The sequence below is a fragment of the Microbacterium sp. NPDC076911 genome, from assembly GCF_040687125.1.
Taxonomy (GTDB): domain Bacteria; phylum Actinomycetota; class Actinomycetes; order Actinomycetales; family Microbacteriaceae; genus Microbacterium.
Map to the genome: position 1 here is coordinate 435,248 of NZ_JBFBMP010000003.1, position 25,846 is coordinate 461,093.

Sequence of the window (25,846 nt, forward strand, 5' to 3'; positions counted from 1 at the left end):
ACAGCATGCCGCTTGTTGCTGTGGCGACGCTGTGGCTGTGCTCCTCGTGATTGCACTTGCTAGGTTCAAACCCGTGACCAGTGAAACCTCTGCAACGCCTCGCCATCGCGTTCTGGTCGTTGAAGACAACGTAGCGATCAGCGACGTCGTCGTGACCGCGCTGCAATTTCAAGGTCACACCGTTTCGCACTCGGGCGACGGATTCGATGCACTGACACAACTGCGAGCCCAACCAGTCGACCTGATTGTGCTCGATGTCATGCTCCCGGGGCTCGACGGATTCGAAGTCTGCAGGCGACTTCGCTCAGCTGGCACAGATACCCCGATTCTGTTCCTCAGTGCTCGCGCTGATGCCGACGATCGCATTCGAGGATTCGCGACCGGCGGCGATGACTACCTCACCAAGCCGTTCACGGTCGACGAGTTGGTCTTTCGGGTGGCGGCAATACTGCGTCGCAGCTATCCCTCGCCTGCCCACGGCCTGCTGCAGGTGGGATCTCTGACACTCGACCCAGCAGCGTACGAAGTACGCCGAGCCGGAGTGCCGGCTGATCTTTCGGCCACTGAGCATCGCCTGCTGCAGTACCTCATGGAGAACCGTGGCGTCGTGGTGTCGAAGTCCCAGATCTTGGCCGAAGTCTGGGGGGAAGACTTCACGGGCAGCGAGAACGTTGTTGAGCTTTTCATCGGCTATCTGCGTCGCAAGGTTGATGACGGGCACCCGCCACTCATACACACCCGGCGGGGCGTGGGCTATGTGTTGCGCGAGGAGCCACGGTGAGAAGGCTTTCTCTGCGATGGATGCTGCTGATTCCGATCGTCACCACGATCACCGTCGGCTTCATCGCTTTCGCGTGCTTTGTCGACGCTAGTGAGCGCTCACAACGGCTTGATGAAATCGACCGCGAGCTCTCTCGCGCTGAGCTCACACCGCTCTCGGCGTTCGTGCCGATTGATCCCAACGCACCGCTCGAACAAGATGACCCAGTCTCGACTCCCCCGCTCGGCCCCACCGGCGCTGCTGAGTTGTCCGATGATGCACTGCCCGTTCAGCTCGTAGTGACAAGTGGCGGCGAACTGCTCGCTCAGCGGGGTGGAACGAATCCCTTCTCGACCGAAACGTTGACGCAACTCGCCACCGAGCCGTTCGGCAGCACGCTCAGCACCGACGGATACCGCGTGTTGGTGTCACCGGAGAATGACGAACTGACACGAATCACAGCGCTCTCGCTCAGCAGCTTCGACTCGGCGATCATGAGCTTGCGACAGAGGTTGCTCGTCGGGGGAATCGTCATCGTGATGCTTGAGGCGACAATCGTCTGGGGTGTCGCGGGGCGCCTTTCCCGACCGCTCACTGAGACCACTGCCGCGGTGAGTCGTATCGCAGCCGGTGAGCTTGACACCGTGATCAAACCGTCGAACGGATCGCGCGAGACCGCCGAGCTCACGGCAGACCTCGGCCGAATGGTTGATCACCTGCGCACGGCGATCGCGGCGCGGGAACAATCGACGAGCGACGCGACCCAGGCGCGTGACGATATGCGCCGACTGCTGGCCGATGTGTCACATGAGATTCGCACTCCCCTGACAGCGCTCAAGGGATACGCCGATCTCTATGCGCAGGGCATGCTGAGCGGCTCAGAAGCGCTGGATCGCGCGATGTCGCGCGTGGGCGATGAGAGCATCCGGCTCAACGAACTGGTGACCTCGATGATGCGTCTTGCCCGAGACGGCAGCCCGTTGCCGGTCGAGCAAAAATGCGTCGACCTGGCCGTGCTGTCTCGCAATGTCGTTGATGATCTGCGCGTTGCATTCCCCAGCCGCAACATCGAATCGCAACTGCCTCCAGCGCACACAGCGCTTGTTACGGGCAATCCGAACCGGCTCCACCAGGCGATGCTCAACCTGGGCGGCAACGCCTGCACCCACACTGCAGTCGACAGCGTCATTCTGATCGCCGTAAAGCAGGATCAGGATGCTGAGACAGTGACCGTGTCGGTCGTCGATCATGGACCAGGCGTCGACGTGGGAGAACGCAACAAGATCTTTCTGCCCTTTTATCGTTCAGATCCATCACGAACAAGAGTGCACCACGACGGCACTGGGTTGGGGCTCGCGGTAACCCAGCAAATTGCGGCCGAACATCAAGGATCCGTGACGGTTCACGAAACCCCGGGCGGCGGAGCGACCTTTGAGCTAGAGCTCCCCCTCGCCAAGGCTAGTCACGCACACTGACGCCGACATGCTCGGCGAAGGCAGCAGAAAGCTGCACGAGCTGATGCGCATTGATAATCGCCCCGCGCAGGTACTCCACGCCCGTGATCGATGACAAGTCCGCACCGCGAAGATCGAATGCCTGCAGTTTCGCCGCGGTCACGTCAAGACTGCCCACCGCCGTGTCGACGAACTCCACACGCTTCGCAGTTGCAGCGCCAAGGTCGAGCTCGTCGATCGTGCAGTTGGTAAAACGCACGTCTTCCAGCCGCGCCCCGCGCAAGTTCACGAAACCTAAACGACAGTCGATGAACTGCACCCGTTGCAGAGAGCTATCGAATAGGTCGGCCGACCCGATGCGCGATGACTGCCATTGCACACCGCGAACCTCGCTGCGTCCCGCAGTGAGCACCGGTAAATCGATCTGGTCAACAAGACACTCGGTGAGGGTGAGCCCGCGCAGGCTCACGTCCATGCCTTTCACCTTGCTCAACCTGCACTCGTCAAAAAACAGGCCGTCGAGATGCATCCCGCTCAGATCTGCGCCCGCTACGTTCATTGCTTCGTATCGGGTGTGGGGGCGCAGCTCTGTTCCAACGAGCGACTCGAGTTCGGGCAGCACCGGCGCCACAACGCGCGGCGCTTCACGAGAAATCGGCATCGCTCCATTCTGCCCCAGTCAGGATCGAGCAGGTGCATCATCCTGTCGGGTGTGCGACATCACCCCGACAGGATGATGACAAAATCACGCATAGGGCAGAAGCTGGGGTGTACCCACAACTGCTGACCTACGGAGGTCTCGCCCATGACCACATTCGACTATGGCCCCATCGAGTTCTATACGATCGGATTCGATGGCGATCGGCCCGGTCCGGCCGTTCTGCAAGCGATTGATGACCTCGTCGCATCAGGCACCGTGAACCTGCTTGATCTGATTTTTGCGACGCGCGACGCGAACGGTGAACTCACCATCGCCGAAATCACCGACACCACCAACGATGCCGGCGTCCCTGCCCTCGATCTCGCTGGCTTGGCGAGCGAGGAAGACATCGAAGCGCTGGCTGAAGCAGTTCCTGCGGGCGCATCGGCCGCGATCCTTGTTGTCGAACTGTTGTGGGCTAAGTCGTTCGCGGGAGCCCTCTATGACGCAGGCGGGTTCGTGGTGAGCAGGCAGGGCATTCCCGCGCCGCTCGTGAACGCTTACCTGTCCGAACACCTCGATTGAAGGAGAAATCATGATGAGAAGAATGGGTCGTCCAGGACTAGTCGGCATGGCTGCACGCACGGCGGTCGTCGCCGGCACCGCCACTGCGGTGTCAGGCGGCATGCGCTCCCGCCAAGCCAACAAAGCCAACCAAGCCGCTGAAGCTCAGGCCTGGGAAGCACAGCAACAACAGGCCGCGATGGATGCGGCCGCTGCACAAGCCGTCGCCAACGCTCAGCCTGCGGCGCCCGTTGCGGCACCCGCAGCTCCCGCCAGCGGTGGATCCGACCTCATGGCTGAGCTCACCCAGCTTGCAACGTTGCATTCGCAGGGCATCCTCTCTGATTCGGAGTTCGCAGCCGCGAAGGCGAAGCTGCTCGCATAGCGCAATGCGAAAAGTGTGAGCGCCCGATGATTCTGGGCGCTCACACTTTGTTGTTGCCTTAGGGCTTTGACCCGCTGCGGAACAGTCCGAGCCCCAATGCTGTGGCGACATCTGCAATGGCCGCTTGCGCGCGCACGCTGTTGCCTGCCTCATCAAGAGGCGGCGAGAACGCAGCGATCGCGAGCTGGCCGGGGGCCACAGCGACTACGCCGCCGCCCACGCCGCTTTTTCCGGGCAGGCCGACGGTGTATGCCCAGTCGCCCGAACGCGTGTACATGCCTTCCATCATCATTTCTGCAAGCAGGTGAGGTACGAGTTCGCTGTCAACGACCGTTGCGCCAGTGACTGGGTTGACGCCGTCAAAGGCGAGCGTTGCCCCCATCGTCGCCAGGTCAACCGCCGAGATCATCGTCGAGCACTGCCGCGTGTAGATTTCCACAGCTTCCATGGGGTCGCAATGCATGGCCCCGCCTCCGTAGAGCAACCATGCGATTGCGCGATTGTGAAAGTTGGTTTCCTGCTCCGAGTCGTTCACCACGTCGCTCATCTGCAGGTCACGGCCGGTGAAGTCGCCCTGCATCTTCAGGATCTGTCGCCAGCGATCCTCTGCGTCATTTGCCACCACCAGGCTGGTCGACGCCATCGCCCCCGCGTTGACCATCGGCGAAAGCGGAAGGTCGCTGTGCATTTCCAAGGCCATCACCGAGTTGAACGCCATGCCTGTGGGGTCAGCGCCCACTTTGGAATGGAACGCATCGATGCCGACTTGACTCATTGCGAGCGCCATCGTCGTGAGCTTCGAAATTGACTCGATCGCAAAGTCAACGTGCGCATCACCTGCAACGTGCACACTGCCGTCGACGGTGACAACCGCAACCGCGAACAGCGATGAGTCGACAGAAGCTAAATACGGAATATAGCTTGCGTTCGCACCGCCAGTATCTGAGCGATGCGCGGTGTATGCCGCCGTGACAGCGGCTGCGATCTCAGCGTCAGTAAGGGAATTCTTTTCAGCGATGGTGATCTCCTATTGCTGCGACATTGCGACGCGCAGGCGTTCCTGCGGGTCGACCATGTGGTTGTGGTCGTCATCTCCCAGGTCGATCTGCACCCAGGCGATCTTTCCCGTGAACTTGCTCGACTTCGCGTCATAGTCCGACGAGACCATGGTGCCCGTCTCGTGACCGACGTCGGTTGTCTCATCTGCGGAGAAGATCAGCGCTTGCGTCGCCGCAACCGAACCGGAACCGGTCTGTTCGCCGTCGTAGTAGAGCGTGACGTCGCCGCCCTTGCCGAGTCCACCGCCCGCATAGTCGAATTCCATCCGCACCTGGTGAGTCCCGGCCGGAATGACGCCGTCGGCGACGGTGGCGAAGGAATGAATGCCGAGCACGTTGTAGACGAAGGTGAGTCGGCCGTCTTTGACGTACAGCGACCACCCACCGAAGCGGCCGCCCTGAGCAATGATGACCCCCTCACCCCCGCCGGCCGGCACCGTGACCTCGGCCGTCACCTGGAAAGACTTGTTCTTGATGCTCACAACGCTGTTTTCAGAGAGGCGGCCCATCCCGGGGTACAGCCGCTGAGAGTTACCGTGGATCAGCGTCGGCCTACCCGCAAGACCCGGTTCAAGGCGTTCTGCACCACGGTCATCGATAGGCAATACGTTGTACTTCGTCGCTTCGATAATCCACAGCCGCTGGAGCTTTTCAAGCATCTCGGGGTTGTCTGCAGCGAGGTCTCGCGCCTGTGAGTAGTCGCTCTTGCCGTCGTAAAGCTCCCACACGTCGTCGTCGAACGCGGGAAGGTCTGCACCCACCATCTCCCATGGGGTGTGGTGCTTGGTGACAGCGCTCCATCCTTTGTAATAGAGGCCGCGATTGCCGAACATCTCGAAGTACTGCACGTCGTGCTTCTCCGGAGTTTCCGGATCGTTGAGGCAATAGAGCATCGACGTGCCTTCCATCGGCGACTGCTGCACACCGTTGACCATTGTCGGCTCCGGTAGTCCAGCCGCTTCAAGAATCGTCGGGGCAACGTCGATCACGTGCGTGAACTGCTCGCGCACGCCACCGGGGTCGCTGATCCCATTGGGCCAGTGCATGATGGTGCCGTTGCGTGTGCCGCCCCAGTGCGACGCGACCTGTTTTGTCCACTGAAATGGCGTGTTCATCGCGTGGGCCCACCCCACGGCGTAATGGTTGTAGGCCGACGGGGTGCCGAATTCGTTCATCTTCGACTGCATGAACTCCGGCGTCTCGAGAGCTGCCAAGCCATTGAAGTTTGCCATCTCGTTGAACGCGCCATTCAAAGTGCCTTCGGCCGAAGCACCATTGTCTCCGATGATGTAGTAGATGATCGTGTTGTCGAGTTCGCCCAGCTCTTCGATCACATCGACGATTCGTCCCACGTGATGATCAGTGTGTTCCAAAAAGCCCGCGTAGACCTCCATCTCACGCTCAAGCACCGGCTTCATGTCATCAGGCATGTCATCCCACGCCGGGATCTCGTCGTGTCGAGGGGTGAGCTCCGCATCCGGTGGGATAACACCCATCTCTTTCTGCCGAGCGAAAGTGGTCTCGCGCACGCTGTCCCAACCGCCGGCGAACTTTCCCTTGTACTTGTCCGACCATTCCTTCGGCACGTGGTGGGGCGCGTGCGTCGCTCCGGGCGCAAAGTAGACGAAGAACGGCTTGTCGGGCATGAGCGACTTCTGCGTGCGAATCCATGTCACGGCGTTATCGGCGAGGTCTTCGGTCATGTGGTACCCCTCTTCGACTGTCGCCGGCGGCTCGACCGGTGTGGTGCCGTTATAGAGCGCAGGCTCCCACTGGTTGCTTTCGCCACCGATGAAGCCGTAGAAGGTCTCGAACCCGCCGCCGGCTGACGGCCATGAATCAAACGGCCCCATTGGCGATGACTGCCACACGGGCACCTCATGGCACTTTCCGAACTGAGCAGTGGAGTATCCGTTGAGTTTCAGCGTCATTGCGAGCGGCGCTTTGGTGTTGGGACGAAGTGAACTGTTGCCGGGTGCTGAAGTCGCGGTCTCGGTGATGCTGCCCATGCCCACCGAGTGGTGGTTGCGACCGCTCAGCAGTGCAGCGCGCGTCGGGGCGCACAGTGCGGTCGTGTGGAATCGGTTGTACTTCAATCCGCCGGCCGCGAGTCGCTCAGCGTTGGGTGTTGCACACGGGCCTCCGAAGGCGCTCGATGCACCGAATCCAGTGTCATCAATCAGCACGATGAGAACATTCGGCGCACCTTTGGGTGGCTGCAGTGGCTCGATCGGTGGATACGCCGTATCAGGGTCCTTCGCGTCGTACGTGGTCAAACCCGACGCCGGCCGATCCGGAATGGGCAACATCGTGCGAGCGTGACGATCCGGAATCATGATCTCTCCTTGCATAAGGTACTGCCCCAGCAAACCATCAACCGCGTTCGCACACGTCATGCAGAATGCATGATGCGCCGCGAATGTCAGCGCCGTAGCGTCGGGCCCACACTAGTTGAGGTGAGGATGCTAATGCCTACGTATCGCGATCGACTGCGGTCTCTGTCAGTGAGCGACCCCACCACGGCGAACAGTCACTCGAGTCTGCGTGGTGCGGTGACGCCGAAAACGATAGCGCTGGCGCGACTTGCCGCTTTGGTCGCGATAGGAGGCGCCGGCGCATCTTTCGGCGAGCACACCGACGCGGCGATCAGCGCCGGGGCGAGCCCGGACGAAATCGTCGATGTTCTTGTCGGAGTAAGCGTCGTTGTCGGTGCACCCAGGGTCGTCGATGCCGCCCCCAAAGTCGCATCGGCGCTCGGCTACGACTTAGACGAGTCCTGACGAGAACGCCGGGGTTGCAACCATCAGCTCACGCCCCGAGCAACCCGACATCAATCGCGCGGTTGACCGCATCCATGCGAGAGGAAACCCCGAGTTTGCGATAGATCGCACTGACCTCGGTGCTGACCGTGTTCCGCGACACAAACAAGCGCGCGCCAATCTCTGGATACGTCAAGTGCGTTTGAAGATAGGGAAGCAACCTCAGCTCGGCCGGCGTGAGCGGTGGTCCGCTCAGCGCCTCGGACGAATGCGCGTCAAGTCGAGACTTGAATCGCTCGACCTCATCGACGAGTACGCCTAGTTTCGGTCGTTGCGCAATGATGTCGTCGATTTCACGCGCGAGGTGGCGTGCGGTCGCAACGTCGCCCAGCGCTACATATGTGTACGCGGTATGCAAGCGCAACCTAACCGCGAGCATCGGCAGAACATGAGTACAAATGGTGCGTACGCGCATCGCCGAGGCCAACTCCCGCTGTGCGTCTGTCGTGCGGCCCTGATGCAACGCGAACCGAGCGGCCACCGGAAAGACCATTGCAGCGGCGGCATAGTCTTCAAGATGGTGCTCCGAAACCGTTGCGCGCGATCGCTTCACCACTGTCTCGGCGATATCCCAGTCCCCCGCTGTCATCGCAATCAAGCCAATCTCCGCATCGCAAATCGCGCCGATCTCTTGATTGCCTCCCGTGCGGGCAACCTCAGATGCCTCAATGAAGTGGGCCTTCGCCGTACTCACATCTCCGAGCGCAAGACACGCTTCACCCGCAACGGCGAGCGCGAGGTCGCGCCACGGACTCCACGAGGGTTCTTGGGCGAGGGCGAAATCGGCGTCTTGTCGCGATTCTTCGGGGCCATTAGCACACAGATAAGAGCGCAGCATGGCGCGCCCCGACGCAAAAGAGGCCGTGCCATCCGCAGGAGTTGGGTCAAACGTCGCATGCTCGACAAGCGCCGCCCAGCGCTCGGCTTCACGGGTCTGGCCAGTGAGCGCCATAATCCAACCCGCCATGGTTGCCATGGGCGGGTACTCGGCAATCGCATCATCGCCCAGCACCGACAACCAACGTTGCACGGTGACGACCTGGCCTGACTCGTAGGTCGGCAGCATGAGCTGCGCGATTACCTGCACCGCGCGGGCGACATCTTCTGCTTCCAAGAGATGCTCGACTGCCCGAGCTGGTGAGCCATGACGCTCGTGCCAATCTGCGGCACGAGCGTGCAGCTGAGCAGCTCTTCCGGGTTCGAGGCGGTCAAGCTCGCTGAGCAAAAATTCCTGAAACAGCGCGTGATAGCGAAACCATTGGCGCCGACGATCCAAGCGGATCAGAAACAGGCCGGATGCCTCAAGCTCGAGCAACTTCGCTTGTGAAGACGATTCGTTGAGCACGTAGTCACACAGCGGCCCAGACATTCTCTCAAGCACTGCTGTTCGACGCAGGAACTGTTGTATCGGCTCGGGCAGCAACGTGAGCGTGGTGCGGTAGAGGTAGTCCGCGATGGTGAGGTCGTCTCCGGTGATCGCGGCGATGTTTCCTCCGTCACGCGAAAGGATCGCGGCCAGTTGCATGCCCACCGGCCAACCCTCCGTGCGCAACACGACCTCTTGCGAGTCGTGCGGCGAGAGTTCAACCCGCGATGCCGCAAACACCTGCGTTGCTCCCGAGGCATCAAGCGCCAAACTCTCCATCCCGACTTCGACGACGTCGTCATCGGGACGCAGCCACGCAACATGCGGCTGCTCGTGTCTGCTGGCCGAGACGAACAATGAGCCAGCGGGCATATTGCTGATGATCACGCTCATCACGTCATGACAGTCAGGTGATGTCAGCTCGTGCAAGTCATCGATCATGAGCACAAATGGTGTGGTGCTGTTTCGAAGTACAGCTGCCACCAGCGGTGCTGATCGACCCAACGCTGCCGTTCCGCGACCCTGAACATCCGCAATGACCCGGGCATCCCCTCCAACCGAGGCGATAAAAGCCGAGATGATCAAGGCGAGCAGGGTGCCCGGGTCATTGTCGTATCGATCAAGCGACACCCACGCCACCGGCCGCTTCTCGATCGCTGCCCACTCCGCAAGCAAGCTCGACTTTCCGTAACCAGCTGGCGCCGACACTGCTATCGCGCGGGCAGGTGAACCACGCAACTGCTCGATGAGTTGACCCCGACTGACGAGCCCTGTGCGCGGCACCGGCGCGCTCAGCTCCGCGCCGCGAGAAGCTCGCGAAGCTCGGCCAGCGCTGCCTCCGACTGACCAAGCAACTCACGCACGCGTTCGTCACGCGCGTCATCGTCGGGATCGTCGGCCCCACCGGCTCGCATGCCTGCCGCTACGGCCCCAGAAGTCGCTCCACCGGCGACGCCACGGGCGGGCGCGGAGTCCTCCTCCGCTACATCGTCCGCCTGCGCACCGGCAGCATCCGTCTCGGAATCATCGTCGGAACGAGACCCGAGAAACGCGTTGGCGAGATAGCCGGTGAACGTACCGAAGATACCCACACCCACAATGATGATGAGCACGCCGATCAAGCGACCTGCCTCGCTCACCGGATACTGGTCGCCATAGCCGACCGTCGAGATCGTGACGACCGTGTACCAGAGCGCGTCTGATGCGCTCGTGATGTTCGCACCCTCAACACCATCTTCGGCTGCGAGAATCGCGAGGCTGCCGAACTGAAGCACAAACACTCCCATGAGCAGCAGCGTCATTAGGGCGCTGTCGGCGCGATCGCTCAGCAGCGTGCGCAGCACGGTTCGCGCGCCGATATCTCGCAGCAATCGCGCGACGCGCACGAGACGGAATACACGAAGGATCTTTAGCTGCGGGAACGGCAGGCTCGCAAGCAGGTCAGCCCAGCCGAAGGATCGGAAGAAGTACGTCGACGCCGACTTCGCCGTGGTGATGCGGTAGATGAAGTCGCCGAGAAAGATCAGGCTAAAGAGCCCATTCATCACGTTGAGCACAATGCGCATCGCTTCGTCATCGGCGAGCGCGTACACCAGCACGATGTTGACGATCGATAGAAGCGAGAGAATTCCAATGAAGATCTCGTAGGCGGTGTCTTTCAACTCGCTGCGTGCGCCTTCACGACGCTCCTGCTGGCTCTGCTTGCTCGCTTTCATCCAACCAAGTCTGGACGAATGCGCGCTGCATCCACGCTCTGCTTACCGCAGAGAGCCGGAAAAACACCGAAATTCCTGCGCCGATCAAGCGATCATCGGCGAAAATGGCAGTATGAGCTGCACCAACCCGGCGAGCGAGTACGAGGCCCTGTTGTACCTCGCGCAGCGTCTTGAGTTGCGCTTTCCCTATCTCGACGAGACGGAGATACTGGCGATGATCGCCGAAGAGCTTGAGCCATTCAGCAACGTGAAGATGCGCTACTACGTGCCTCTGCTGGTCGAGCGCAATCTCGTTGAGCGGTTGCGGCGCACGCCGTTGCTCGTTTCCTGAGCGCTACGCTTCCTCTGCGCGAGCAGCACCGGGAATCTCACGTCGGCGCCGCGGCACAATGGTCGAGACCGCCTCCGCCGCATCCGGAGTTCGAGACGAGTGAGCCGAGTACCAACGGTGGTACGCCGCCACCAGTGGGACCGATGACAATCCATGCAGCAGGATGCTGAGGGCGACCGTCACGACGACGGTCGTGAGCACGACTTCGGCCTCAGGAATTCCACGCTCAAGAGCGAGCAGAGCAAACACCAGCGACGCCAGTCCGCGCGGACCGAACCAGCCAATGAACGCGACCGTTTGCATTCGGGCACCACGACCAGCGAGCGCAATCGCAACCGGCAACATGCGCACAACGGTCAGGCTGAGGATCGCGTAGACAACCACCTGCCATGTGATGTGCGGGATGGCAAGCGACAGCGCGAATGCACCGAAAGCGATCCAAGTGATCGCGGCCAAAAGATCGCCTGCCTGTTCGGCGAGCATGCTGACGACCGAGCGCACGGGCCCCACCGTGTAGCCAAAGGTAATTCCACCGACAAACGCAGCGATGAACACGCTGCCGCCCAGTTGGAACGCAATGGCATACGACAGCAACGCTGAAACCAATGCAAGAATTTGGCGCCAATCCGCAGCGATCCATCCCTGACGATCGCCGAGGCGAAACAGCAAGCCACCGAACATACCCGCGGCGAGTCCTGCCGCCACGCCCCAGCCGATCTGCAGGGCCATGTTCGTGAACACGGCAGTCGTGAAGCCGGTTTCGAGCTCTGCGTTAGCGATCGCAAGTGCCACCAGGAAGAACGGCACCCCGAGTCCGTCGTTGAGTCCGCTCTCGACATCGAGCGCCTGGCGCACGCGTGGCGGAACCGAGGTGTCGGAGATCACTTTCTGTCCGAGTGCGGCGTCGGTCGGGGCCAGCATGGTCGCAAGAAGAAACGCCGAAGCGACGGCTATACCCGGGAATACCACTAGTCCGATGCCGAATCCAACCAGAATCGACAGCGGCAGGCCGATCAGCAGCAGTCGGGTCGGCCAGCTCAGTTGGCTACGCAGGGCACGCAGGTTCAATCGGGTGGCGTCGCTGAACAACAACAGCGCAAGGCCCACCTCGGCGATACGTTCGGCTGCCAGAGCTTCGAGCCGAATGTCGAGCACGTGCGGGAGCAGAAGGGCAACGAGAAATCCCACCACCACGAAGAAGAGCGCCGAGGTAATCCCCCGGCGATCCAACGGCGAAGACACCGCGCTCCACACAATGATGATGACCAGCACCGTTGTCACCGCGACCATACCGACTCCGCCCCTGGGACTGTTCCCTGGGTTCAGTATTGCGTAGCGCGGGCACGAGATGCGCCGACCCGCTCCGCGACGCTACGATCGACCCAAAGAGAGGGTAGAGGTCGCAATGTTCGTTCTTTACATCGTTTTGTTCCTCGCGGGGTTCTATCTTTTTGGCGCCGCTTTTACCGCGGAGTACTGGCAGGGACCGATTTTCATCGCGGGAATCTTGTCGATCTCATTGGCGGTGGGAATCCTCTTCCATTGGCGCAAGTCTTAGCCAGCCGCAGGCCCTCAGGTATTCCAGCGGATCACCGCTGCTGATTCTTTCTCGTACCCCAAGATCGAGACGCTAGCGACCTCCACGGGAAAGCTCTGCCCAAACACCAGTGGAAAGTCCAACCACGTGAGTGCCAGTACGCGAAGCGCATGGCCATGGGCGAAGCAGATCGCTCTGTCGACGCCCGACTCGCGAACGCGAGTCATCACCCGCGTGAGCCGGGCTCGCACCTGGTCCTGAGATTCGCCCCCCTGGCAACCGTTGAACCAGATTCGCCAGCCATGATGAATCTCACGAATCTGATTGCTCGTCATGCCTTCGAAGTCGCCGTAGAACCACTCGGCGAGATCATCATCGATCTGAGGATCAGCGAACCCCGCTAGTTCAGCAGTGCGTCGCGCGCGCAAGCGTGGGCTAGACAGCACCAGCCCGAACTCGTCGGGGGTCAGTCTCGAGCGCAATGATCGCGCCTGCTCGATGCCTCGTTCAGTGAGATCCAGATCGGTCACCGACGTGTGCCTCCCCGACCTACTCCACTCCGTCTCTCCGTGGCGGACCAAATAGAGCTCTGTCATGTGGGCACTCCTTCGTTCGGCGAAATCGCGTGCAGCTATGGCAGCGCGTTCACGGCTGCCAGAATATCGGCAGGCGCGGATCGGGTGCTGTAGTCGGGGTGCACGTCAATCCAGCGGATGACACCAGATGCATCAACAACGATCGCCGTGGGATGCACTAGGTCGGTCGTGCCGTCCGCATTGACTTCGGTGAGGTCAAGTCCGCGCTCGAGCCGCGCCGCGGTGCGTTCAGCGGATTGCGGCGCGACGATCCCAAGGGCGCGCGCAATCGAATTGCCAGGATCGCTCATCACGTCGAAAGTGAGCTCGTCTTTCTCTGTCAACGTCATTGACCCATCGGGCTTTTGCGGACTGATTGCAAGCAAGGCGGTATTGGTTCGGCCGAGCGGGCCAACAAGCGACGACTGGTATTCGCGCAACGCGATGTTGCAGAAAGGGCACCAGGCGCCACGGTAGAACGCCACGACCGCTGAGCGTCCCGCGACTGTCTGCGCGAACGTCGTTGGAGCGCCGTTCACATCCAGCAGGGCGGCGTCAGGAAACGCTCGGCCGATAAGTGTCGCCGTATCAAAGTCGGCCGCTCCGTAGGTGACGTGGTGGTCTGAGCTCACGAGCTTGTCCTTTCGACTGTGCGAGAGACGCAGCAACGCAGGCCGACGCCATCCGAGTCGCCAGCCTACGTGAGCTCAGCCGCCGCTAGGCTGCATCCATCGAACTGCGCTTGGCGAGACGGAGCCACGTTTCAACGACGGTGTCGGGGTTGAGCGACATCGATTCGATGCCCTGGTCCACGAGCCACTCGGCGAGGTCGGGGTGATCGCTGGGACCCTGTCCACAAATGCCGACGTACTTCTCGGCCCTGCGGCAGGCCTCGATCGCCATCGACAGTAGCTTCAGCACGGCAGGGTTGCGTTCATCGAACGTCTGGGCCACCAGCGCCGAGTCGCGATCAAGGCCAAGCGTGAGCTGCGTCATGTCATTAGAGCCAATAGAGAATCCGTCGAAGTACTCAAGGAACTCATCGGCGAGCAGGGCGTTCGAGGGCAGCTCGCACATCATGATGACTCGCAGACCGTTCTCACCACGCCGCAGACCGTTCTCACCCAGCAGTTCGATAACCGACTGCGCTTCGGTCACGGTGCGAACAAAGGGCACCATGATCTCGACGTTGGTCAACCCCATCTCATCGCGGACATACTTCAGCGCCTCGCACTCCAAGTCGAAACACTCACGGAAGTCTTCGGAAATGTAGCGCGAAGCTCCGCGGTAGCCGAGCATTGGATTCTCTTCGTGCGGCTCGTACAGTTCGCCGCCGATCAGGTTGGCGTATTCGTTCGATTTGAAGTCCGACAGGCGCACGATCACCGGTTCCGGAGCGAACGCTGCCGCGAGCATCGATACTCCCTCGGCAACCCGCCTGACGAAGTACTCGCGCGGCGACTCGTATGCGGCAATCCGCTCGGTGATCTCGCCCCTCAGCTCAGGCTCGAGCGTGTCGTACTCCAGAAGCGCCCGCGGGTGAATGCCGATCTGGCGGTTGATCACAAACTCGAGGCGAGCAAGCCCCACACCCTTGTTCGGGAGCTTTGAGAAGGCGAATGCCTGGTCGGGGGTGCCCACGTTGAGCATGATCTTGGTCGGGCTCACCGGCATGTCGTCAAGCTTGGTGATGATCTCTTCGAAGTTCAGAATGCCTTCGTAGACGAAACCTGCATCGCCCTCGGCGCACGAGACCGTCACTTCGCGACCGTCCTTGAGCATTGTGGTGGCGTCTCCCGTGCCCACTACCGCAGGAATGCCAAGTTCCCGCGCGATGATCGCGGCGTGGCAGGTGCGCCCACCACGGTTGGTCACGATCGCCGACGCCAGCTTCATGATCGGCTCCCAGTCGGGATCGGTCATATCGGCGACGAGCACCTCGCCCTTTTTGAACGTGTTCATCTGATCAAGTGAACTCATGACGCGCACGGCGCCAGCGCCAATCTTCTGCCCGATTGCGCGGCCGGTCGTCACAACTGGCCCGTGTTCGTGCAGCGCGAAGCGTCTGGTTACGTTGCCGTCGGCCCGAGAAACGACTGTTTCAGGGCGCGCTTGCAGAATGTAGAGCTTGCCGTCGATGCCGTCTTTACCCCATTCGATGTCCATGGGTCGCCCGTAATGCTTCTCGATTACCAGTGCTTGGCGGCCAAGCTCTTCCACTTCGGCGTCGTTAATGCTGAAGTGCGCGCGCTCTGCGACGGGCACGTCGGTGAAGACCGTGCTGCCGCCCGCGTGACTACCTCCGGCGTAGACCATCTTGATGGCCTTCTCACCCACCGAGCGCTTGAGCACTGCAGGCCTCCCTGCTTCCAGCGCGGGCTTGTAGAGGTAGAACTCATCTGGATTGACCGCGCCCTGAACCACTGCTTCCCCCAGTCCGAACGAGCTGGTTACGAAGACGGCACGGTCGAACCCTGATTCAGTGTCGACGGTAAATAGCACTCCCGATGAACCGAGATCTGAGCGCACCATCCGCTGCACGCCAGCCGACAACGCAACGTCGTGGTGGTCGAAGCCGTGGTGCACGCGGTAGGCGATAGCGCGGTCGTTGTACAGCGACGCGAACACCGTGCGAATTGCGGCCAGGACGTTATCGATGCCGCTGATGTTGAGGAAGGTCTCTTGCTGACCTGCGAATGACGCGTCGGGAAGATCCTCTGCCGTCGCGCTCGAGCGCACCGCCCATGACACCGACTCAGGTTCGGGGTCACTGCTCACGAGCTGCTCATATGCCGAACGAATGTCTGCTTCGATCTGAGCAGGCAAAGGTTGCTGTTCAATCCACTCGCGTACGGTCGCGCCGACGCGAGCCAGATCGGCCACGTCACTTACGTCAAGCGCTTCGACCGTGGTGCGGATGCGGTCGTACAGGCCATCCGCGGCGAGAAACTCACGATAGGCGTCTGCGGTGGTGGCGAAGCCTCCCGGAACGCTAACGCCGGCATCCGAGAGATTGGAAACCATCTCGCCGAGGGAGGCGTTCTTGCCTCCCACGCGGTTGACATCTGCCATGCCGATTTCTTGGAACCAAAGGATGTTCGTCATATCAGTCTCCGAAGTGGTGTGCGTTGTGCGCGTTGGGTGAGAGAAACGAAAGGTCAGCTGCGTAGGCGCATCGACTGCATGATGACGGCCGACATCTCTTCCACTGACTTTGTGGAGGAGTTGAGGAACGGCACGCGATTGCGTCGATACAGGTCTTCGGCTCGGCGCAACTCCAAAGTGCACTGAGCAAGGCTGGAGTACGTCGAATCAGGGCGCCGCTCATGGCGCACCTGGCTGAGCCGCAGGGGCGTCGTGGTCAGGCCGAAGCATTTGTCGACGTATCGAGACACGGTGCGCGGCAATCCGTCGGAGGGAAAGTCGTCATCGGTCAACGGGTAGTTCGCTACCAACAACCCATATTGCAGGGCGAGGTACATCGTGGTGGGGGTTTTTCCGCAGCGCGAGGGCGCAATGATGATGATGTCGGCGATATCGAGAGCCCGCATGCTCTGGCCGTCGTCGTGCTCGATGGCGTATTCCACGGCTCGCATTCGAGCGAAGTAGCGTCCGATGTCTCCCACCCCGTGGTACTGCCCCAGTTGCTCAGAAGCTGTCGTGCCCAGAGCCGCTTCAAGCTCGCGCAAGTGACCGCCCAACAGGTCGATGACCACCGCGCCCGAACTGTTGAGTTCTTGAAGGATGTTGGCCGATTTCACGGTTGCGAACACGATCGGCGCGTCGCCCTCGCTCGCGGCTCGTTGCACGTCGTCAATCACGCGCTGCGCGCCGGCAGCAGTGTCGACGAAGGGAATGGTGTGACGGCGAAAGTTCACGCCGGGAAAGTTTGCGAGCAGCGCGCTGCCGAGGGTCTCTGCGGTAATGCCGGTACTGTCAGACACGAAGTACGCCGCGCGAGTGCGCAGATCGGTTCGGCTGACTGGTTCCACAAGATTTGGGATATCCACTCATCCAGGCTACGAAGAAACAATCGTTCATTCAGCACATCGAGCGTTTAAGAACTTGTTAATTTAACAAACGAGTAATCACGAGCGTCGGTCTCACACCGACCGGCTGATTGACGCGCTGCCCCGTCGTCCGATAGCTTCAGCCCACAAACGAGGGAGTCGACCCATGCTTGAGGCCGCACCGTGGCTGACGTTTCTTCCCCCCGTGGTGGCAATCGTCCTGGCCATCATCACGAAGAAGGTCCTGCTGAGTCTTGGTGCTGGAATCCTCGCCGCGGCGTTGCTGATCACAGAATTCAATCTGCTTGAGACCGCCCAATTGATTTGGCAGTCTTTCGCAGTCTTGTTCTGGGATGACGGCGCACTGAACACCTGGTACATCTACATTCTGCTGTTCATCGTCTTACTCGGCGTCATCGCCGCATTCATCATGATGTCTGGCGGAACGAAGGCGTTCGCCGACTGGGCGGTAGTACGCATCAAAACTCGCCGTGGCGGTCAGATTCTGCCGGCAGTCCTCGGCATCGTCATTTTCATCGACGACTACTTCAACGCACTCGCGGTCGGCCAGATCAGTCGGCCCGTGACGGACCAGCACCACACGTCGCGCGCCAAGCTGGCCTATATCGTTGATTCCACCTCGGCTCCGGTCGCGGTGCTGGCTCCGTTTTCAAGCTGGGGCGCATACATCATCGGCATCCTCGCGCCGATTGTCGCAGCGTCGACACTGACGGTAAGCAGCATTGAGGCTTTCCTGGGTGCAGCCGCGTCGAACTACTACGCGATCGCCGCCGTGGTGTTGGTATGGCTCGTGGTTCTCTTTCGAGCCGACCTCGGAGCCATGCGCCGGGAAGAACGTCGCGCCATCGTCGAAGGACGCCCTTACGCCGACGGCGAGGTGGTCCCGGGTCAGTTGAGTGATGATCTGCCGGTGCACGAGCCGGGTGCCAAGCGCGCGATTATCGTTCCGTTCGTCGCGCTCGTTGTTGGAGTCTTCATCGGAATCACGTGGACCGGCTACCAAGCCTCCGGCTCGTGGGATCCTGTCGAAATTCTCGCTGCCACCGACCCGAGCACGGCCTTGATCTTCGGCGGGTTGCTCGGCCTCATCTGCGCGATTTACTATTACGTTCGCTACACCAATGAGAATCCCAAGTTTGGCTGGCGCACCTTCGGCCGCGGTTGGGTAGGCGGAGTCAAGGCCATGTCTCCTGCGATCGGCATTCTGGTCTTCGCTTGGATGCTTGGGGGTCTGATCGACAGCCTTGGCACCGGCGTGTTCTTGGGCGAGCTGGTGGAGGCCTCTAGCCTTCCCGCAGCATGGCTCATTCCGATTGTGTTCGTGATCGCGGCCGCGATGGCATTCGCCACTGGTACCTCTTGGGGGTCGTTCGGACTGCTCCTGCCAATCGCTGGAGGCATCGTGAACTCGGTCGACGCACCTGAGCTCCTGTTGCCCATGCTTGGCGCGGTGCTCGCTGGTGCTGTTGCGGGCGACCACGCGTCACCGATTTCAGACACCACGATCCTTTCAGCGACAGGTGCGGGCTGCAACGTCATTACCCACGTGGTCACCCAGCTGCCGTTCGTCGCCGTGGCCGGACTCTCGGCCGTCGCTGGCTACTCGATGCTGGCAGCCACCGGCGTCATCTGGCTCGGTTTGGTGACGACACTCGTGCTGGTGATCGCCACCGTTGTGGTCAGCAGGCTGTTGCTCACCCCCGTCGAGGTCGAGTCCGCAGAGCCTGCCCTCGACTAGGCCGCGTCGTTCATCAAACAGGGCGCCGTCTATTCAACCGAGGAGTTTTAGGTGACCGATCGGGTAGATGTTGTAGTCGTCGGCGCCGGCATCGCCGGGCTGAGCGCCGCGCGCCAGGTTATCGCGGCCGGAAAGAGCGTCCGCGTGCTCGAAGCGCGCGACCGCGTGGGCGGACGCACGATGAATGGCGCTTTCGCCGACGGGCACTGGATCGAGTTGGGCGGCCAATGGATCGGCCCGACGCAGGATCGCATGTATGAGCTGATCGAAGAGCTTGGTCTGGTCACTATCCCGACATGGAATGAGGGAAAGACACTCATCAAGCTGGGCGGCAAGCTCACTCGAATGGATGCGGCCAAAGGCGCCATCCCAAAACTCAACACGTTCGCTCTCGCTGATCTTGCGCAGGGGCTCACCCGTTTTGCGGCGATCGCGAAGCGGGTGGATCTCGATTCCCCGTGGGCAACGCCCAATGCCAAATTGCTCGACGGCCAGACATTTCGCACCTGGATTAACCGCAACCTGCGCACCACCGCTGGGCGCGAGTACTTTCAGATCGCGTGCGAAGCAGTCTTTTCCGCCGACCCCGCAGATCTGTCACTGCTCCACGCGGCGTTCTACACGAAATCCGGCAGCGACCTCGAGACGCTTATGGCGGTGGATCGCGGCGCACAACAAGACCGCGTGCTGGGTGGCTCCGCGCTCATCAGCGAGAAGATGGCGGAGCAGTTGGGCGCTGCCGTCGCCCTCGGATCCCCCGTGCGCAGCATCCATCAGCTCGACGATGGGGTTCGAGTTGTATGCCGCGACGCAGGCGAAACGCTCGCGGAACGCGTGATCGTCACCCTGCCGCCATCACTTGCAGGACGGCTCGAGTATTCGCCACCGCTGCCCAGTTGGCGAGATCAGCTCACGCAACGCGTGCCCATGGGGTCGGTCATCAAAATGTATGCGGTGTACGAGAGCCCGTTCTGGCGAGATGCGGGATTGAACGGGCAGGTCGGAAGCGACTCCGGGCCAGTGAAAGTCGTCTTCGACAACACTCCACCCGGCTACGCCAAAGGGGTCTTGCTGGGGTTCATCGAAGGCAACGACGGTCGAGAATGGGCGCGCCGCACCGTCGACGAGCGTCGCGATGCGTTCGTTGACTGTCTCGTCGGCTACTTCGGCGAGCAGGGTCGAAACCCTATCGACTACCTCGAACAGGACTGGAGCGCCGAAGAGTTCAGCAGGGGATGCTACGGGGCACATTTCACCACTGGCACGTGGACTTCTTACGGACCCGCTCTGCGCGAGAGCTTGGGCCGCATTCATTGGGCAGGCGCCGAGTACTCCCCCGTCTGGAACGGATACATGGAAGGCGCCGTGCGCTCAGGGGAAGCAACCGGCACCGAAGTGCTCGCGGAGCTGAACGGCTCGTGAACTCGTATTGCGAAATTGATCCGATGTCTGTAAGGATTCCCGTAGACAACCCGGGCAAGAACTGACCGGTTCTCGATAGACAGCAACGTGGCTCTGGAGAAACATCCGCTCTCTGCTATCGCGAGTGGCGCAGTTCAATTCGCCCGGCCGTGAGCAGTGCTGCCACGTGAGAGCGAGGCAGCCGAGAGGAGATCCTGGCCATGACGCGCTCTTATGAGAACTACATCGGCGGCGAGTTCGTGTCGTCGAGTGTGCACCACGACGTAGAGAATCCCGCGACGCACGAGGTGATCGGCACGACGCCCGATGCGGATGCTGACACCGTGGGCGCGGCGGTGGCGGCGGCGCGCGCTGCGCAACCCGCATGGGAGCGACTGCCAGCGATCGAGCGCGCCAACCATCTGCGCGAGATCGCGGCAGCGTTGCGCACGCAACGCGAGCGCTTCGCGCAGATCATCGTGCAAGAGCAGGGCAAGACCCAAGGTCTCGCCCAGGTCGAGGTCGACTTCACCGCCGACTACATCGACTACATGGCGGAATGGGCGCGTCGCATTGAGGGCGAAGTGATTCCGAGCGACCGCCCCAACGAGACGATTCTGCTCATGCGCAAGCCGCTCGGCGTGGTCGCGGGAATCCTGCCGTGGAACTTTCCGTTCTTCTTGATCGCACGAAAGATGGCTCCCGCACTGCTGACCGGCAACACGATCGTGATCAAGCCCAGTGAGGAAACGCCGATCAACGCGTTCGAGTTCGCTCGGCTGGTGTCAGAGACCTCACTGCCCGCCGGCGTCTTCAACCTCGTCGGTGGTCGCGGAAGCGTCGCCGGCGAAGCCCTCATCAGCAACCCTGATGTCGATCTGATCTCGTTCACCGGCAGCGTCGCCGTCGGTAGCCACATCATGCAGACAGCGGGTAAAAACCTCACACGAGTGAACCTCGAGCTCGGCGGCAAGGCCCCCGCGATCGTGTTGCGCGACGCAGATCTTGATCTCGCCGCGAAGGCAATCTGGGATTCACGAGTTATCAACACCGGGCAGGTGTGCAACTGCGCCGAGAAGGTCTACGTCGAAGACGAAGTGCACGATGCGCTCGTGGAACGCCTCACCGTGCTGTTCGAAGGAACGCGCTATGGCGATCCCTCTGCGGAGGCTGAGCTCGACATGGGGCCGCTTATCAACGCCGCAGGCCTCGCCAAGGTCGAGGGGTTGGTGGCTCGTGCCATCGAAGACGGCTGCACCCTCGTCACCGGCGGCGCTCGCGCCGACACGGAATCGGGCTACCACTACCAGCCAACGATCCTGACGAACGCTGATTCGACGATGGAGATCATGGCCAAAGAGACGTTCGGCCCGGTTTTGCCCATCCAACGTGTTTCAGGCCTCGATGAAGCCATCGAACTGGCAAATGCGTCTGAGTACGGACTCACGTCGTCAGTTTTCACCCGCGACATCAGCTCGGCGCTTCGCGCGGCACGCGAGTTGCAGTACGGCGAGACCTACATCAACCGCGAGAACTTCGAGGCGATGCAGGGCTTCCACGCCGGTCGCAAGAAGTCCGGAATCGGCGGCGCCGACGGCAAGCACGGATTGCTGGAGTTCACCGAAACGCACGTGGTCTACATCGCCGGCTAACACCGGCACACTCGGCTGGTTCAACGCTTTCTTCGAGCCAGCCGAGTGCGTACCGCGAGGCCCGCGCACGCTATGACAGCGACGCCACCGAACACAGTGGGCCAGCTGAGCTGCTCATGAAGCAGCAACGCTGCCCAGGCGATGCTCATCACCGGTTGCACGAGTTGCACCTGGCTCACTTGCGCCATCGGCCCCAGCGCCAGACCTCGATACCAGGCGAAGAAGCCCAGAAACATGCTCACGACCGCAAGATACGCAAATGCCAGCCATTGCACCGGCGTGGCAGCGAGAGGCTGTAGTTGCACCGAAACCAGGGTCAAAACAATCATCAGCGGTGAGGCAAGCACGAGCGCCCACGACACCGTTTGCCATGACCCGAGTTCACGTGCCAACAATCCGCCCTCGGCATAGCCCACCGCCGCTGCGATAACTGCGCCGAACAGCAGAAGGTCTGACCAGGTCAACCGCGGCACTCCCCCGCTCTGCAGCGCGGCGAACCCGACGGCAGCGAGCGCGCCAAGCCCCGCAAACACCCAGAACGACCGCGTTGGGCGCTCCTTGGTGCGCAACACGGCCGCCACGGCAGTAGCAGCGGGGAGCAGCGCGATCACGACTGCCGCGTGGCTCGCCGAAGTAGTGGTGAGCGCGAACGATGTGAACATCGGAAAGCCGATCACCACGCCTCCGGCGACCACCGCCAAACGCGCCCACTGGGTGCGATTGGGAAGCTTCTGTCGCGTGAGCAGCAGCGCAATGCTCGCCAGCAACGCCGCAACGACCGCTCGGCCTGAGCCGATGAACAGTGCTGAGAAGCTCTCGCCCGCAACCCTGGTGAACGGCAGAGTGAATGAGAACGCGGTGACGCCCAGCAGCCCCCACCACAGCCCGGCGTGGCCGGATAACAGTGGTGCATTTCGAGCGATAACGCTACTCTTGTCAGACATGTCCAACGATAGCACCTCACGCATTCTTGCCGCGCTAAAGGCGCGGGTTGCGACCGAGCCGCCCGGGGCGCGACTGCCGTCGAACCGCGAGCTCATGGCGGATTACGGCGCCAGCCCGGTGACCGTGCAGAAAGCGATGCGTACGCTGGCAACGCTCGGGCTGATCGAGAGTCGACCCGGAGTCGGCACCTTTGTCCGAGCAGTTCGAAGCGCGAGCCCCGTCGACTACGGCTGGCAGACCGCTGCGTTGGGAGCTCCGCATGCTCGCCTCCCAGCCCTGTCGACCACGCAACGCGGCACAGCACCCGACGCCATCGGATTGCATTCCGGGTACCCCGATCGAGATCTGCTGCCCGAGCGACTGGTGCGCACCGCACTCACCCGAGCCGCACGCACCGGCGCGGCAATCACTCGTTCGCCATCCGCCGGCAACGCCGATTTGCAATCATGGTTCGCCTCGGAGCTCGCGCAGACCGCACCCGTCGATATCACCGCACCCTCAGCGCGAGACGTCATCATCGTTCCGGGCACACAGAGCGGATTGAGCTCGATCTTTCGCGCCGTTGTCGGTCCGGGTCAGCCGTTGCTAATCGAATCGCCCACGTATTGGGGCGCGATCGTCGCGGCGACCCAGGCCGAGGTGACGCTCATCCCCGTCCCTTCCGGTCCAGACGGACCTGACCCAGAAGCGATCCAGCGGGCCTTCGAACAGAGCGGTGCGCGTGCGTTCTATGCACAGCCGACCTATGCAAACCCAACCGGCGCGCAATGGTCACCTGACCAGCGCCGCGACATCCTTGAGATCACACGCGCTCAGGGCGCGTTTCTCATCGAGGATGATTGGGCGCATGACTTTGCGATCGACACCGACCCCCACCCCGTGGCGGCACATGACGCTTCCGGGCATGTGATCTATCTGCGTTCGCTCACCAAGAGCACGTCACCCGCCTTGCGAGTGGGCGCGGTGATTGCCCGTGGACCCGTGCGCGAGCGCATCCTCGCCGACCACGTCGCCGAGTCGATGTATGTGAGCGGAATGCTGCAGGCAGCCGCTCTCGACGTCGTCACGCAACCGTCGTGGAGCACGCATCTGCGAGGTCTTCGGCAGCAGCTTAAAGCTCGACGCGACATGCTCGCAGACAGCATCGAGACGCATGTGCCAGAAGCGCACATTGCCCGTCGCCCCCTCGGCGGCCTCAATCTCTGGCTCCGCCTGCCCGACGGCACCGATCTCGAGCGCCTCGTGCGCGAGTGCGAGTCGCGCGGCGTCATCATCGCTCCCGGAAGCGAATGGTTTCCGGCGGAAGCATCCAGCCCCCATATTCGATTGAACTACTCAGGGCCCAACCCCGAGCGCTTTCCCGAGGCGGCCGAGATCATCGGCTCAGTCTTGCGTGGGTGCGGTGCCTCTTAGAGAGCGCTCGTCAGGCGCGGCTGGAACGCATGGCTGACTTCTGAGTGAGGCCTGGTTCGTTGGCTAGGCGCTCATACTCGGCCGTGCCCACCGCATACAGCGCTACTCGACCAGATTGATCGTGGTGAGTCCCCCAGCCGTATCGCTTTCCCAACGGCGAGGCGCGGAAACAGGCCTGATCCTTCGCAAAGAAACGCTCGCGTTCGACCTCAAGATCTTCATCGGCAATCCCATTGCGGGCGGCGTAGACGGCGAAGAGAACCTCATCTGAGGTCATCTCGTATGGATGCTCCGCGATGAATTCGAACTGCAGCGCAGCGACCGTGGGCCTCGTTGCCGGAACAGGCGGTACTTCACCTGTCGTTGCTTTGCAATCGGAGGCTACCGCGATGAAGGTGTTTGCGTAGTTGGTTGTCACAGACCCATACTGTCGACAGCCCGCGCGGGTGTATTGGATAATTGCGCCACACCATGAATCCTCGACAGCGAGACATCGACGATCGCGATCGTTCTGGTGTGCTCACGCCCTCGAACCTCAAGCGTTTCAATGCGGAATGGATACGGCCGTCCGCTGATGTCCAAAGTGTCGTCGACACCTACTGGGCTGTTCAGTGGCGGCTGCCGCCCGACGAGGCGGTAGCGCAGCGAATCGTGGATTTTCCCGCGGTAACGCTCAGCATCGAAGCTGGCGCGGTGCCCGCGCGTTTCGTTATCTCGACGGTTCGGCCGGGCGCCTGGTCGCGAGTCATCAGCGGCGCCGGGTCAGTCTTCGCGATCAGGTTACGACCGGCCGGCCTCGCAGTAGTGTCAGACTTCGACGTGCTGTCGGTTGAACATCAACAGCCGGTGACTCTGCAGAATGGTGCCCGCGCGCACGCAATGATGGAGGCAGTCTCTGACGAAGAATCGACTCTCGAGCGCGCAGCGCGTAGCGACGCGATCATCCGCGAGATGCTCCAAGAGCGGCCCCTGAACGGTGCACAACGAACGGCCAACGCTGCCATCGATGCGATCGCGTCGAGCCCTCATGTGCGAGCAGGAAAAGAGATCGCTGCCGAGCTCGGAGTTGGCGAGCGTACCTTGCAACGTGTGTTGCGCTCGAGTGTAGGACTCGGCCCCAACGAGGTCGCTCGGCGCGTCAGGCTGCAAGAGGTTGTGCGCCAGCTGTCCCTCCCAGATGCCGATTCTGCCGCCACCGCCGCCGTCCTCGGCTACGTAGATCAGGCGCACCTCATCAACGAATTCCGCAAAGTGGCAGGAACGACGCCTGGTCGATACATTCGAGACCTTCGACACGCGATGGGTGAGCTACACGGCACGCTGGCCAACTAGAGACTCACCAACTGTTGCGCATGTCTTCGACGAGAGGGGGGTGCCCCTATGTCTTTCGTCAAGACCTCGTGTCGCGAGCTGAGCGACTGCGGATCAGTCAGAGGGGTTGTTCGCGAGCGGTCCTGATAGC

At 61.5% G+C, this 25,846-nt stretch carries 24 protein-coding genes; 12 read left to right on the forward strand and 12 right to left on the reverse strand.

Annotated features, from left to right (window positions below; genetic code table 11):
- Positions 1-73: 73 nt before the first annotated feature.
- Positions 74-781, forward strand: a complete 708-nt coding sequence (locus AB0O81_RS06885; protein ID WP_363582566.1) for a response regulator transcription factor — start codon at positions 74-76, stop codon at positions 779-781.
- Positions 778-2,235 (forward strand): HAMP domain-containing sensor histidine kinase, encoded by a 1,458-nt coding sequence (locus AB0O81_RS06890; RefSeq protein WP_363582568.1) that lies wholly within the window; start codon positions 778-780, stop codon positions 2,233-2,235. The genes AB0O81_RS06885 and AB0O81_RS06890 overlap by 4 nt, the downstream gene beginning before the upstream one ends.
- On the opposite strand, the gene AB0O81_RS06895 is transcribed toward AB0O81_RS06890, so the two are convergent.
- A complete protein-coding gene (locus AB0O81_RS06895) occupies positions 2,219-2,875 on the reverse strand; it encodes a pentapeptide repeat-containing protein (RefSeq protein WP_363582570.1) in 657 nt (218 codons plus the stop codon). The genes AB0O81_RS06890 and AB0O81_RS06895 overlap by 17 nt on opposite strands.
- Positions 2,876-3,019: 144 nt before the next feature.
- Here AB0O81_RS06895 and AB0O81_RS06900 point away from each other — a divergent pair, with 144 nt between their 5' ends.
- Together AB0O81_RS06900 and AB0O81_RS06905 are read left to right on the forward strand one after the other, a co-directional pair.
- Positions 3,020-3,439, forward strand: a complete 420-nt coding sequence (locus tag AB0O81_RS06900; protein ID WP_363582572.1) for a DUF6325 family protein — start codon at positions 3,020-3,022, stop codon at positions 3,437-3,439.
- 22 nt (positions 3,440-3,461) lie between these two features.
- On the forward strand, positions 3,462-3,803 hold the full coding sequence (locus tag AB0O81_RS06905; RefSeq protein WP_363582648.1) for an SHOCT domain-containing protein: 342 nt from the start codon (positions 3,462-3,464) through the stop codon (positions 3,801-3,803).
- Between the two features lie 58 nt (positions 3,804-3,861).
- On the opposite strand, the gene glsA is transcribed toward AB0O81_RS06905, so the two are convergent.
- Complete coding sequence (gene glsA, locus AB0O81_RS06910; RefSeq protein WP_363582650.1) at positions 3,862-4,827, reverse strand: glutaminase A; 966 nt, start codon at positions 4,825-4,827, stop codon at positions 3,862-3,864.
- A 3-nt stretch (positions 4,828-4,830) separates the two neighbouring features.
- A complete protein-coding gene (locus AB0O81_RS06915; protein WP_363582574.1) occupies positions 4,831-7,197 on the reverse strand; it encodes an arylsulfatase in 2,367 nt (788 codons plus the stop codon).
- 132 nt (positions 7,198-7,329) lie between these two features.
- On the opposite strand from AB0O81_RS06915, the gene AB0O81_RS06920 reads away from it, so the two are divergent.
- The gene (locus tag AB0O81_RS06920) at positions 7,330-7,641 is read left to right on the forward strand and encodes a carboxymuconolactone decarboxylase family protein (protein ID WP_363582576.1); all 312 of its coding nucleotides are present in this window, start codon (positions 7,330-7,332) and stop codon (positions 7,639-7,641) included.
- 28 nt (positions 7,642-7,669) lie between these two features.
- Here AB0O81_RS06920 and AB0O81_RS06925 read toward each other — a convergent pair whose 3' ends face one another.
- Both AB0O81_RS06925 and AB0O81_RS06930 read right to left on the reverse strand, forming a co-directional pair.
- On the reverse strand, positions 7,670-9,829 hold the full coding sequence (locus AB0O81_RS06925; protein ID WP_363582578.1) for a LuxR C-terminal-related transcriptional regulator: 2,160 nt from the start codon (positions 9,827-9,829) through the stop codon (positions 7,670-7,672).
- A gap of 8 nt (positions 9,830-9,837) precedes the next feature.
- On the reverse strand, positions 9,838-10,761 hold the full coding sequence (locus tag AB0O81_RS06930) for an ion transporter (protein ID WP_363582580.1): 924 nt from the start codon (positions 10,759-10,761) through the stop codon (positions 9,838-9,840).
- A gap of 112 nt (positions 10,762-10,873) precedes the next feature.
- On the opposite strand from AB0O81_RS06930, the gene AB0O81_RS06935 reads away from it, so the two are divergent.
- Positions 10,874-11,092, forward strand: coding sequence for a three-helix bundle dimerization domain-containing protein (locus AB0O81_RS06935; protein WP_363582582.1), 219 nt, complete (start codon positions 10,874-10,876; stop codon positions 11,090-11,092).
- A 3-nt stretch (positions 11,093-11,095) separates the two neighbouring features.
- Here the strand turns inward: AB0O81_RS06935 and AB0O81_RS06940 are convergent, their stop codons facing one another.
- Entirely contained in the window at positions 11,096-12,382 is a 1,287-nt protein-coding gene (locus tag AB0O81_RS06940; protein WP_363582584.1) for a cation:proton antiporter, read from the reverse strand.
- A gap of 115 nt (positions 12,383-12,497) precedes the next feature.
- Here AB0O81_RS06940 and AB0O81_RS06945 point away from each other — a divergent pair, with 115 nt between their 5' ends.
- Complete coding sequence (locus tag AB0O81_RS06945) at positions 12,498-12,650, forward strand: hypothetical protein (protein ID WP_363582586.1); 153 nt, start codon at positions 12,498-12,500, stop codon at positions 12,648-12,650.
- 14 nt (positions 12,651-12,664) lie between these two features.
- Here the strand turns inward: AB0O81_RS06945 and AB0O81_RS06950 are convergent, their stop codons facing one another.
- From AB0O81_RS06950 to ppsR, 4 genes are all read right to left on the reverse strand, one after another.
- A complete protein-coding gene (locus AB0O81_RS06950; protein WP_363582588.1) occupies positions 12,665-13,225 on the reverse strand; it encodes a histidine phosphatase family protein in 561 nt (186 codons plus the stop codon).
- Between the two features lie 35 nt (positions 13,226-13,260).
- Positions 13,261-13,836, reverse strand: a complete 576-nt coding sequence (locus tag AB0O81_RS06955) for a peroxiredoxin-like family protein (RefSeq protein ID WP_363582590.1) — start codon at positions 13,834-13,836, stop codon at positions 13,261-13,263.
- 85 nt (positions 13,837-13,921) lie between these two features.
- Positions 13,922-16,309, reverse strand: a complete 2,388-nt coding sequence (ppsA, locus tag AB0O81_RS06960; RefSeq protein ID WP_363582592.1) for a phosphoenolpyruvate synthase — start codon at positions 16,307-16,309, stop codon at positions 13,922-13,924.
- A 53-nt stretch (positions 16,310-16,362) separates the two neighbouring features.
- Positions 16,363-17,214 (reverse strand): pyruvate, phosphate dikinase/phosphoenolpyruvate synthase regulator, encoded by an 852-nt coding sequence (gene ppsR, locus AB0O81_RS06965; protein ID WP_363582594.1) that lies wholly within the window; start codon positions 17,212-17,214, stop codon positions 16,363-16,365.
- 166 nt (positions 17,215-17,380) lie between these two features.
- Here ppsR and AB0O81_RS06970 point away from each other — a divergent pair, with 166 nt between their 5' ends.
- The 3 genes from AB0O81_RS06970 to aldA all read left to right on the forward strand — a co-directional run bounded on the left by AB0O81_RS06970 (position 17,381) and on the right by aldA (position 22,026).
- Complete coding sequence (locus tag AB0O81_RS06970; RefSeq protein ID WP_363582596.1) at positions 17,381-18,973, forward strand: Na+/H+ antiporter NhaC family protein; 1,593 nt, start codon at positions 17,381-17,383, stop codon at positions 18,971-18,973.
- A gap of 51 nt (positions 18,974-19,024) precedes the next feature.
- A complete protein-coding gene (locus AB0O81_RS06975; protein ID WP_363582598.1) occupies positions 19,025-20,395 on the forward strand; it encodes a flavin monoamine oxidase family protein in 1,371 nt (456 codons plus the stop codon).
- Positions 20,396-20,595: 200 nt separating this feature from the next.
- Positions 20,596-22,026, forward strand: coding sequence for an aldehyde dehydrogenase (gene aldA / locus AB0O81_RS06980; RefSeq protein ID WP_363582600.1), 1,431 nt, complete (start codon positions 20,596-20,598; stop codon positions 22,024-22,026).
- A gap of 20 nt (positions 22,027-22,046) precedes the next feature.
- On the opposite strand, the gene AB0O81_RS06985 is transcribed toward aldA, so the two are convergent.
- Positions 22,047-22,970: a DMT family transporter gene (locus tag AB0O81_RS06985; RefSeq protein ID WP_363582602.1), complete on the reverse strand. Its 924-nt coding sequence runs from the start codon at positions 22,968-22,970 to the stop codon at positions 22,047-22,049.
- On the opposite strand from AB0O81_RS06985, the gene AB0O81_RS06990 reads away from it, so the two are divergent.
- Positions 22,969-24,384 carry a PLP-dependent aminotransferase family protein gene (locus AB0O81_RS06990; RefSeq protein WP_363582604.1) on the forward strand — a complete coding sequence of 472 codons (1,416 nt, stop codon included), beginning with the start codon at positions 22,969-22,971 and terminating at the stop codon, positions 24,382-24,384. The two genes, AB0O81_RS06985 and AB0O81_RS06990, sit on opposite strands and share 2 nt — an antisense overlap.
- Positions 24,385-24,394: 10 nt before the next feature.
- Here AB0O81_RS06990 and AB0O81_RS06995 read toward each other — a convergent pair whose 3' ends face one another.
- On the reverse strand, positions 24,395-24,802 hold the full coding sequence (locus AB0O81_RS06995) for a DUF6157 family protein (protein ID WP_363582606.1): 408 nt from the start codon (positions 24,800-24,802) through the stop codon (positions 24,395-24,397).
- 53 nt (positions 24,803-24,855) lie between these two features.
- Here AB0O81_RS06995 and AB0O81_RS07000 point away from each other — a divergent pair, with 53 nt between their 5' ends.
- Entirely contained in the window at positions 24,856-25,716 is an 861-nt protein-coding gene (locus AB0O81_RS07000) for a helix-turn-helix domain-containing protein (RefSeq protein ID WP_363582608.1), read from the forward strand.
- Positions 25,717-25,846: the final 130 nt, after the last annotated feature.

Excerpts from the sequence above, each read along its gene's own strand:
- AB0O81_RS06970 (WP_363582596.1), top strand. The coding sequence starts at position 17,381 with ATGCTTGAGGCCGCACCGTGGCTGACGTTTCTTCCCCCCGTGGTGGCA.
- AB0O81_RS06985 (WP_363582602.1), bottom strand. The coding sequence starts at position 22,970 with ATGTCTGACAAGAGTAGCGTTATCGCTCGAAATGCACCACTGTTATCC.
- AB0O81_RS06945 (WP_363582586.1), top strand. The coding sequence starts at position 12,498 with ATGTTCGTTCTTTACATCGTTTTGTTCCTCGCGGGGTTCTATCTTTTT.
- AB0O81_RS06940 (WP_363582584.1), bottom strand. The coding sequence starts at position 12,382 with ATGGTCGCGGTGACAACGGTGCTGGTCATCATCATTGTGTGGAGCGCG.
- AB0O81_RS06930 (WP_363582580.1), bottom strand. The coding sequence starts at position 10,761 with ATGAAAGCGAGCAAGCAGAGCCAGCAGGAGCGTCGTGAAGGCGCACGC.
- AB0O81_RS06915 (WP_363582574.1), bottom strand. The coding sequence starts at position 7,197 with ATGATTCCGGATCGTCACGCTCGCACGATGTTGCCCATTCCGGATCGG.
- AB0O81_RS06905 (WP_363582648.1), top strand. The coding sequence starts at position 3,462 with ATGGGTCGTCCAGGACTAGTCGGCATGGCTGCACGCACGGCGGTCGTC.
- AB0O81_RS06950 (WP_363582588.1), bottom strand. The coding sequence starts at position 13,225 with ATGACAGAGCTCTATTTGGTCCGCCACGGAGAGACGGAGTGGAGTAGG.
- AB0O81_RS06895 (WP_363582570.1), bottom strand. The coding sequence starts at position 2,875 with ATGCCGATTTCTCGTGAAGCGCCGCGCGTTGTGGCGCCGGTGCTGCCC.
- AB0O81_RS07000 (WP_363582608.1), top strand. The coding sequence starts at position 24,856 with ATGAATCCTCGACAGCGAGACATCGACGATCGCGATCGTTCTGGTGTG.
- AB0O81_RS06900 (WP_363582572.1), top strand. The coding sequence starts at position 3,020 with ATGACCACATTCGACTATGGCCCCATCGAGTTCTATACGATCGGATTC.
- ppsA (WP_363582592.1), bottom strand. The coding sequence starts at position 16,309 with ATGACGAACATCCTTTGGTTCCAAGAAATCGGCATGGCAGATGTCAAC.
- AB0O81_RS06990 (WP_363582604.1), top strand. The coding sequence starts at position 22,969 with ATGTCCAACGATAGCACCTCACGCATTCTTGCCGCGCTAAAGGCGCGG.
- AB0O81_RS06935 (WP_363582582.1), top strand. The coding sequence starts at position 10,874 with ATGAGCTGCACCAACCCGGCGAGCGAGTACGAGGCCCTGTTGTACCTC.
- aldA (WP_363582600.1), top strand. The coding sequence starts at position 20,596 with ATGACGCGCTCTTATGAGAACTACATCGGCGGCGAGTTCGTGTCGTCG.
- AB0O81_RS06920 (WP_363582576.1), top strand. The coding sequence starts at position 7,330 with ATGCCTACGTATCGCGATCGACTGCGGTCTCTGTCAGTGAGCGACCCC.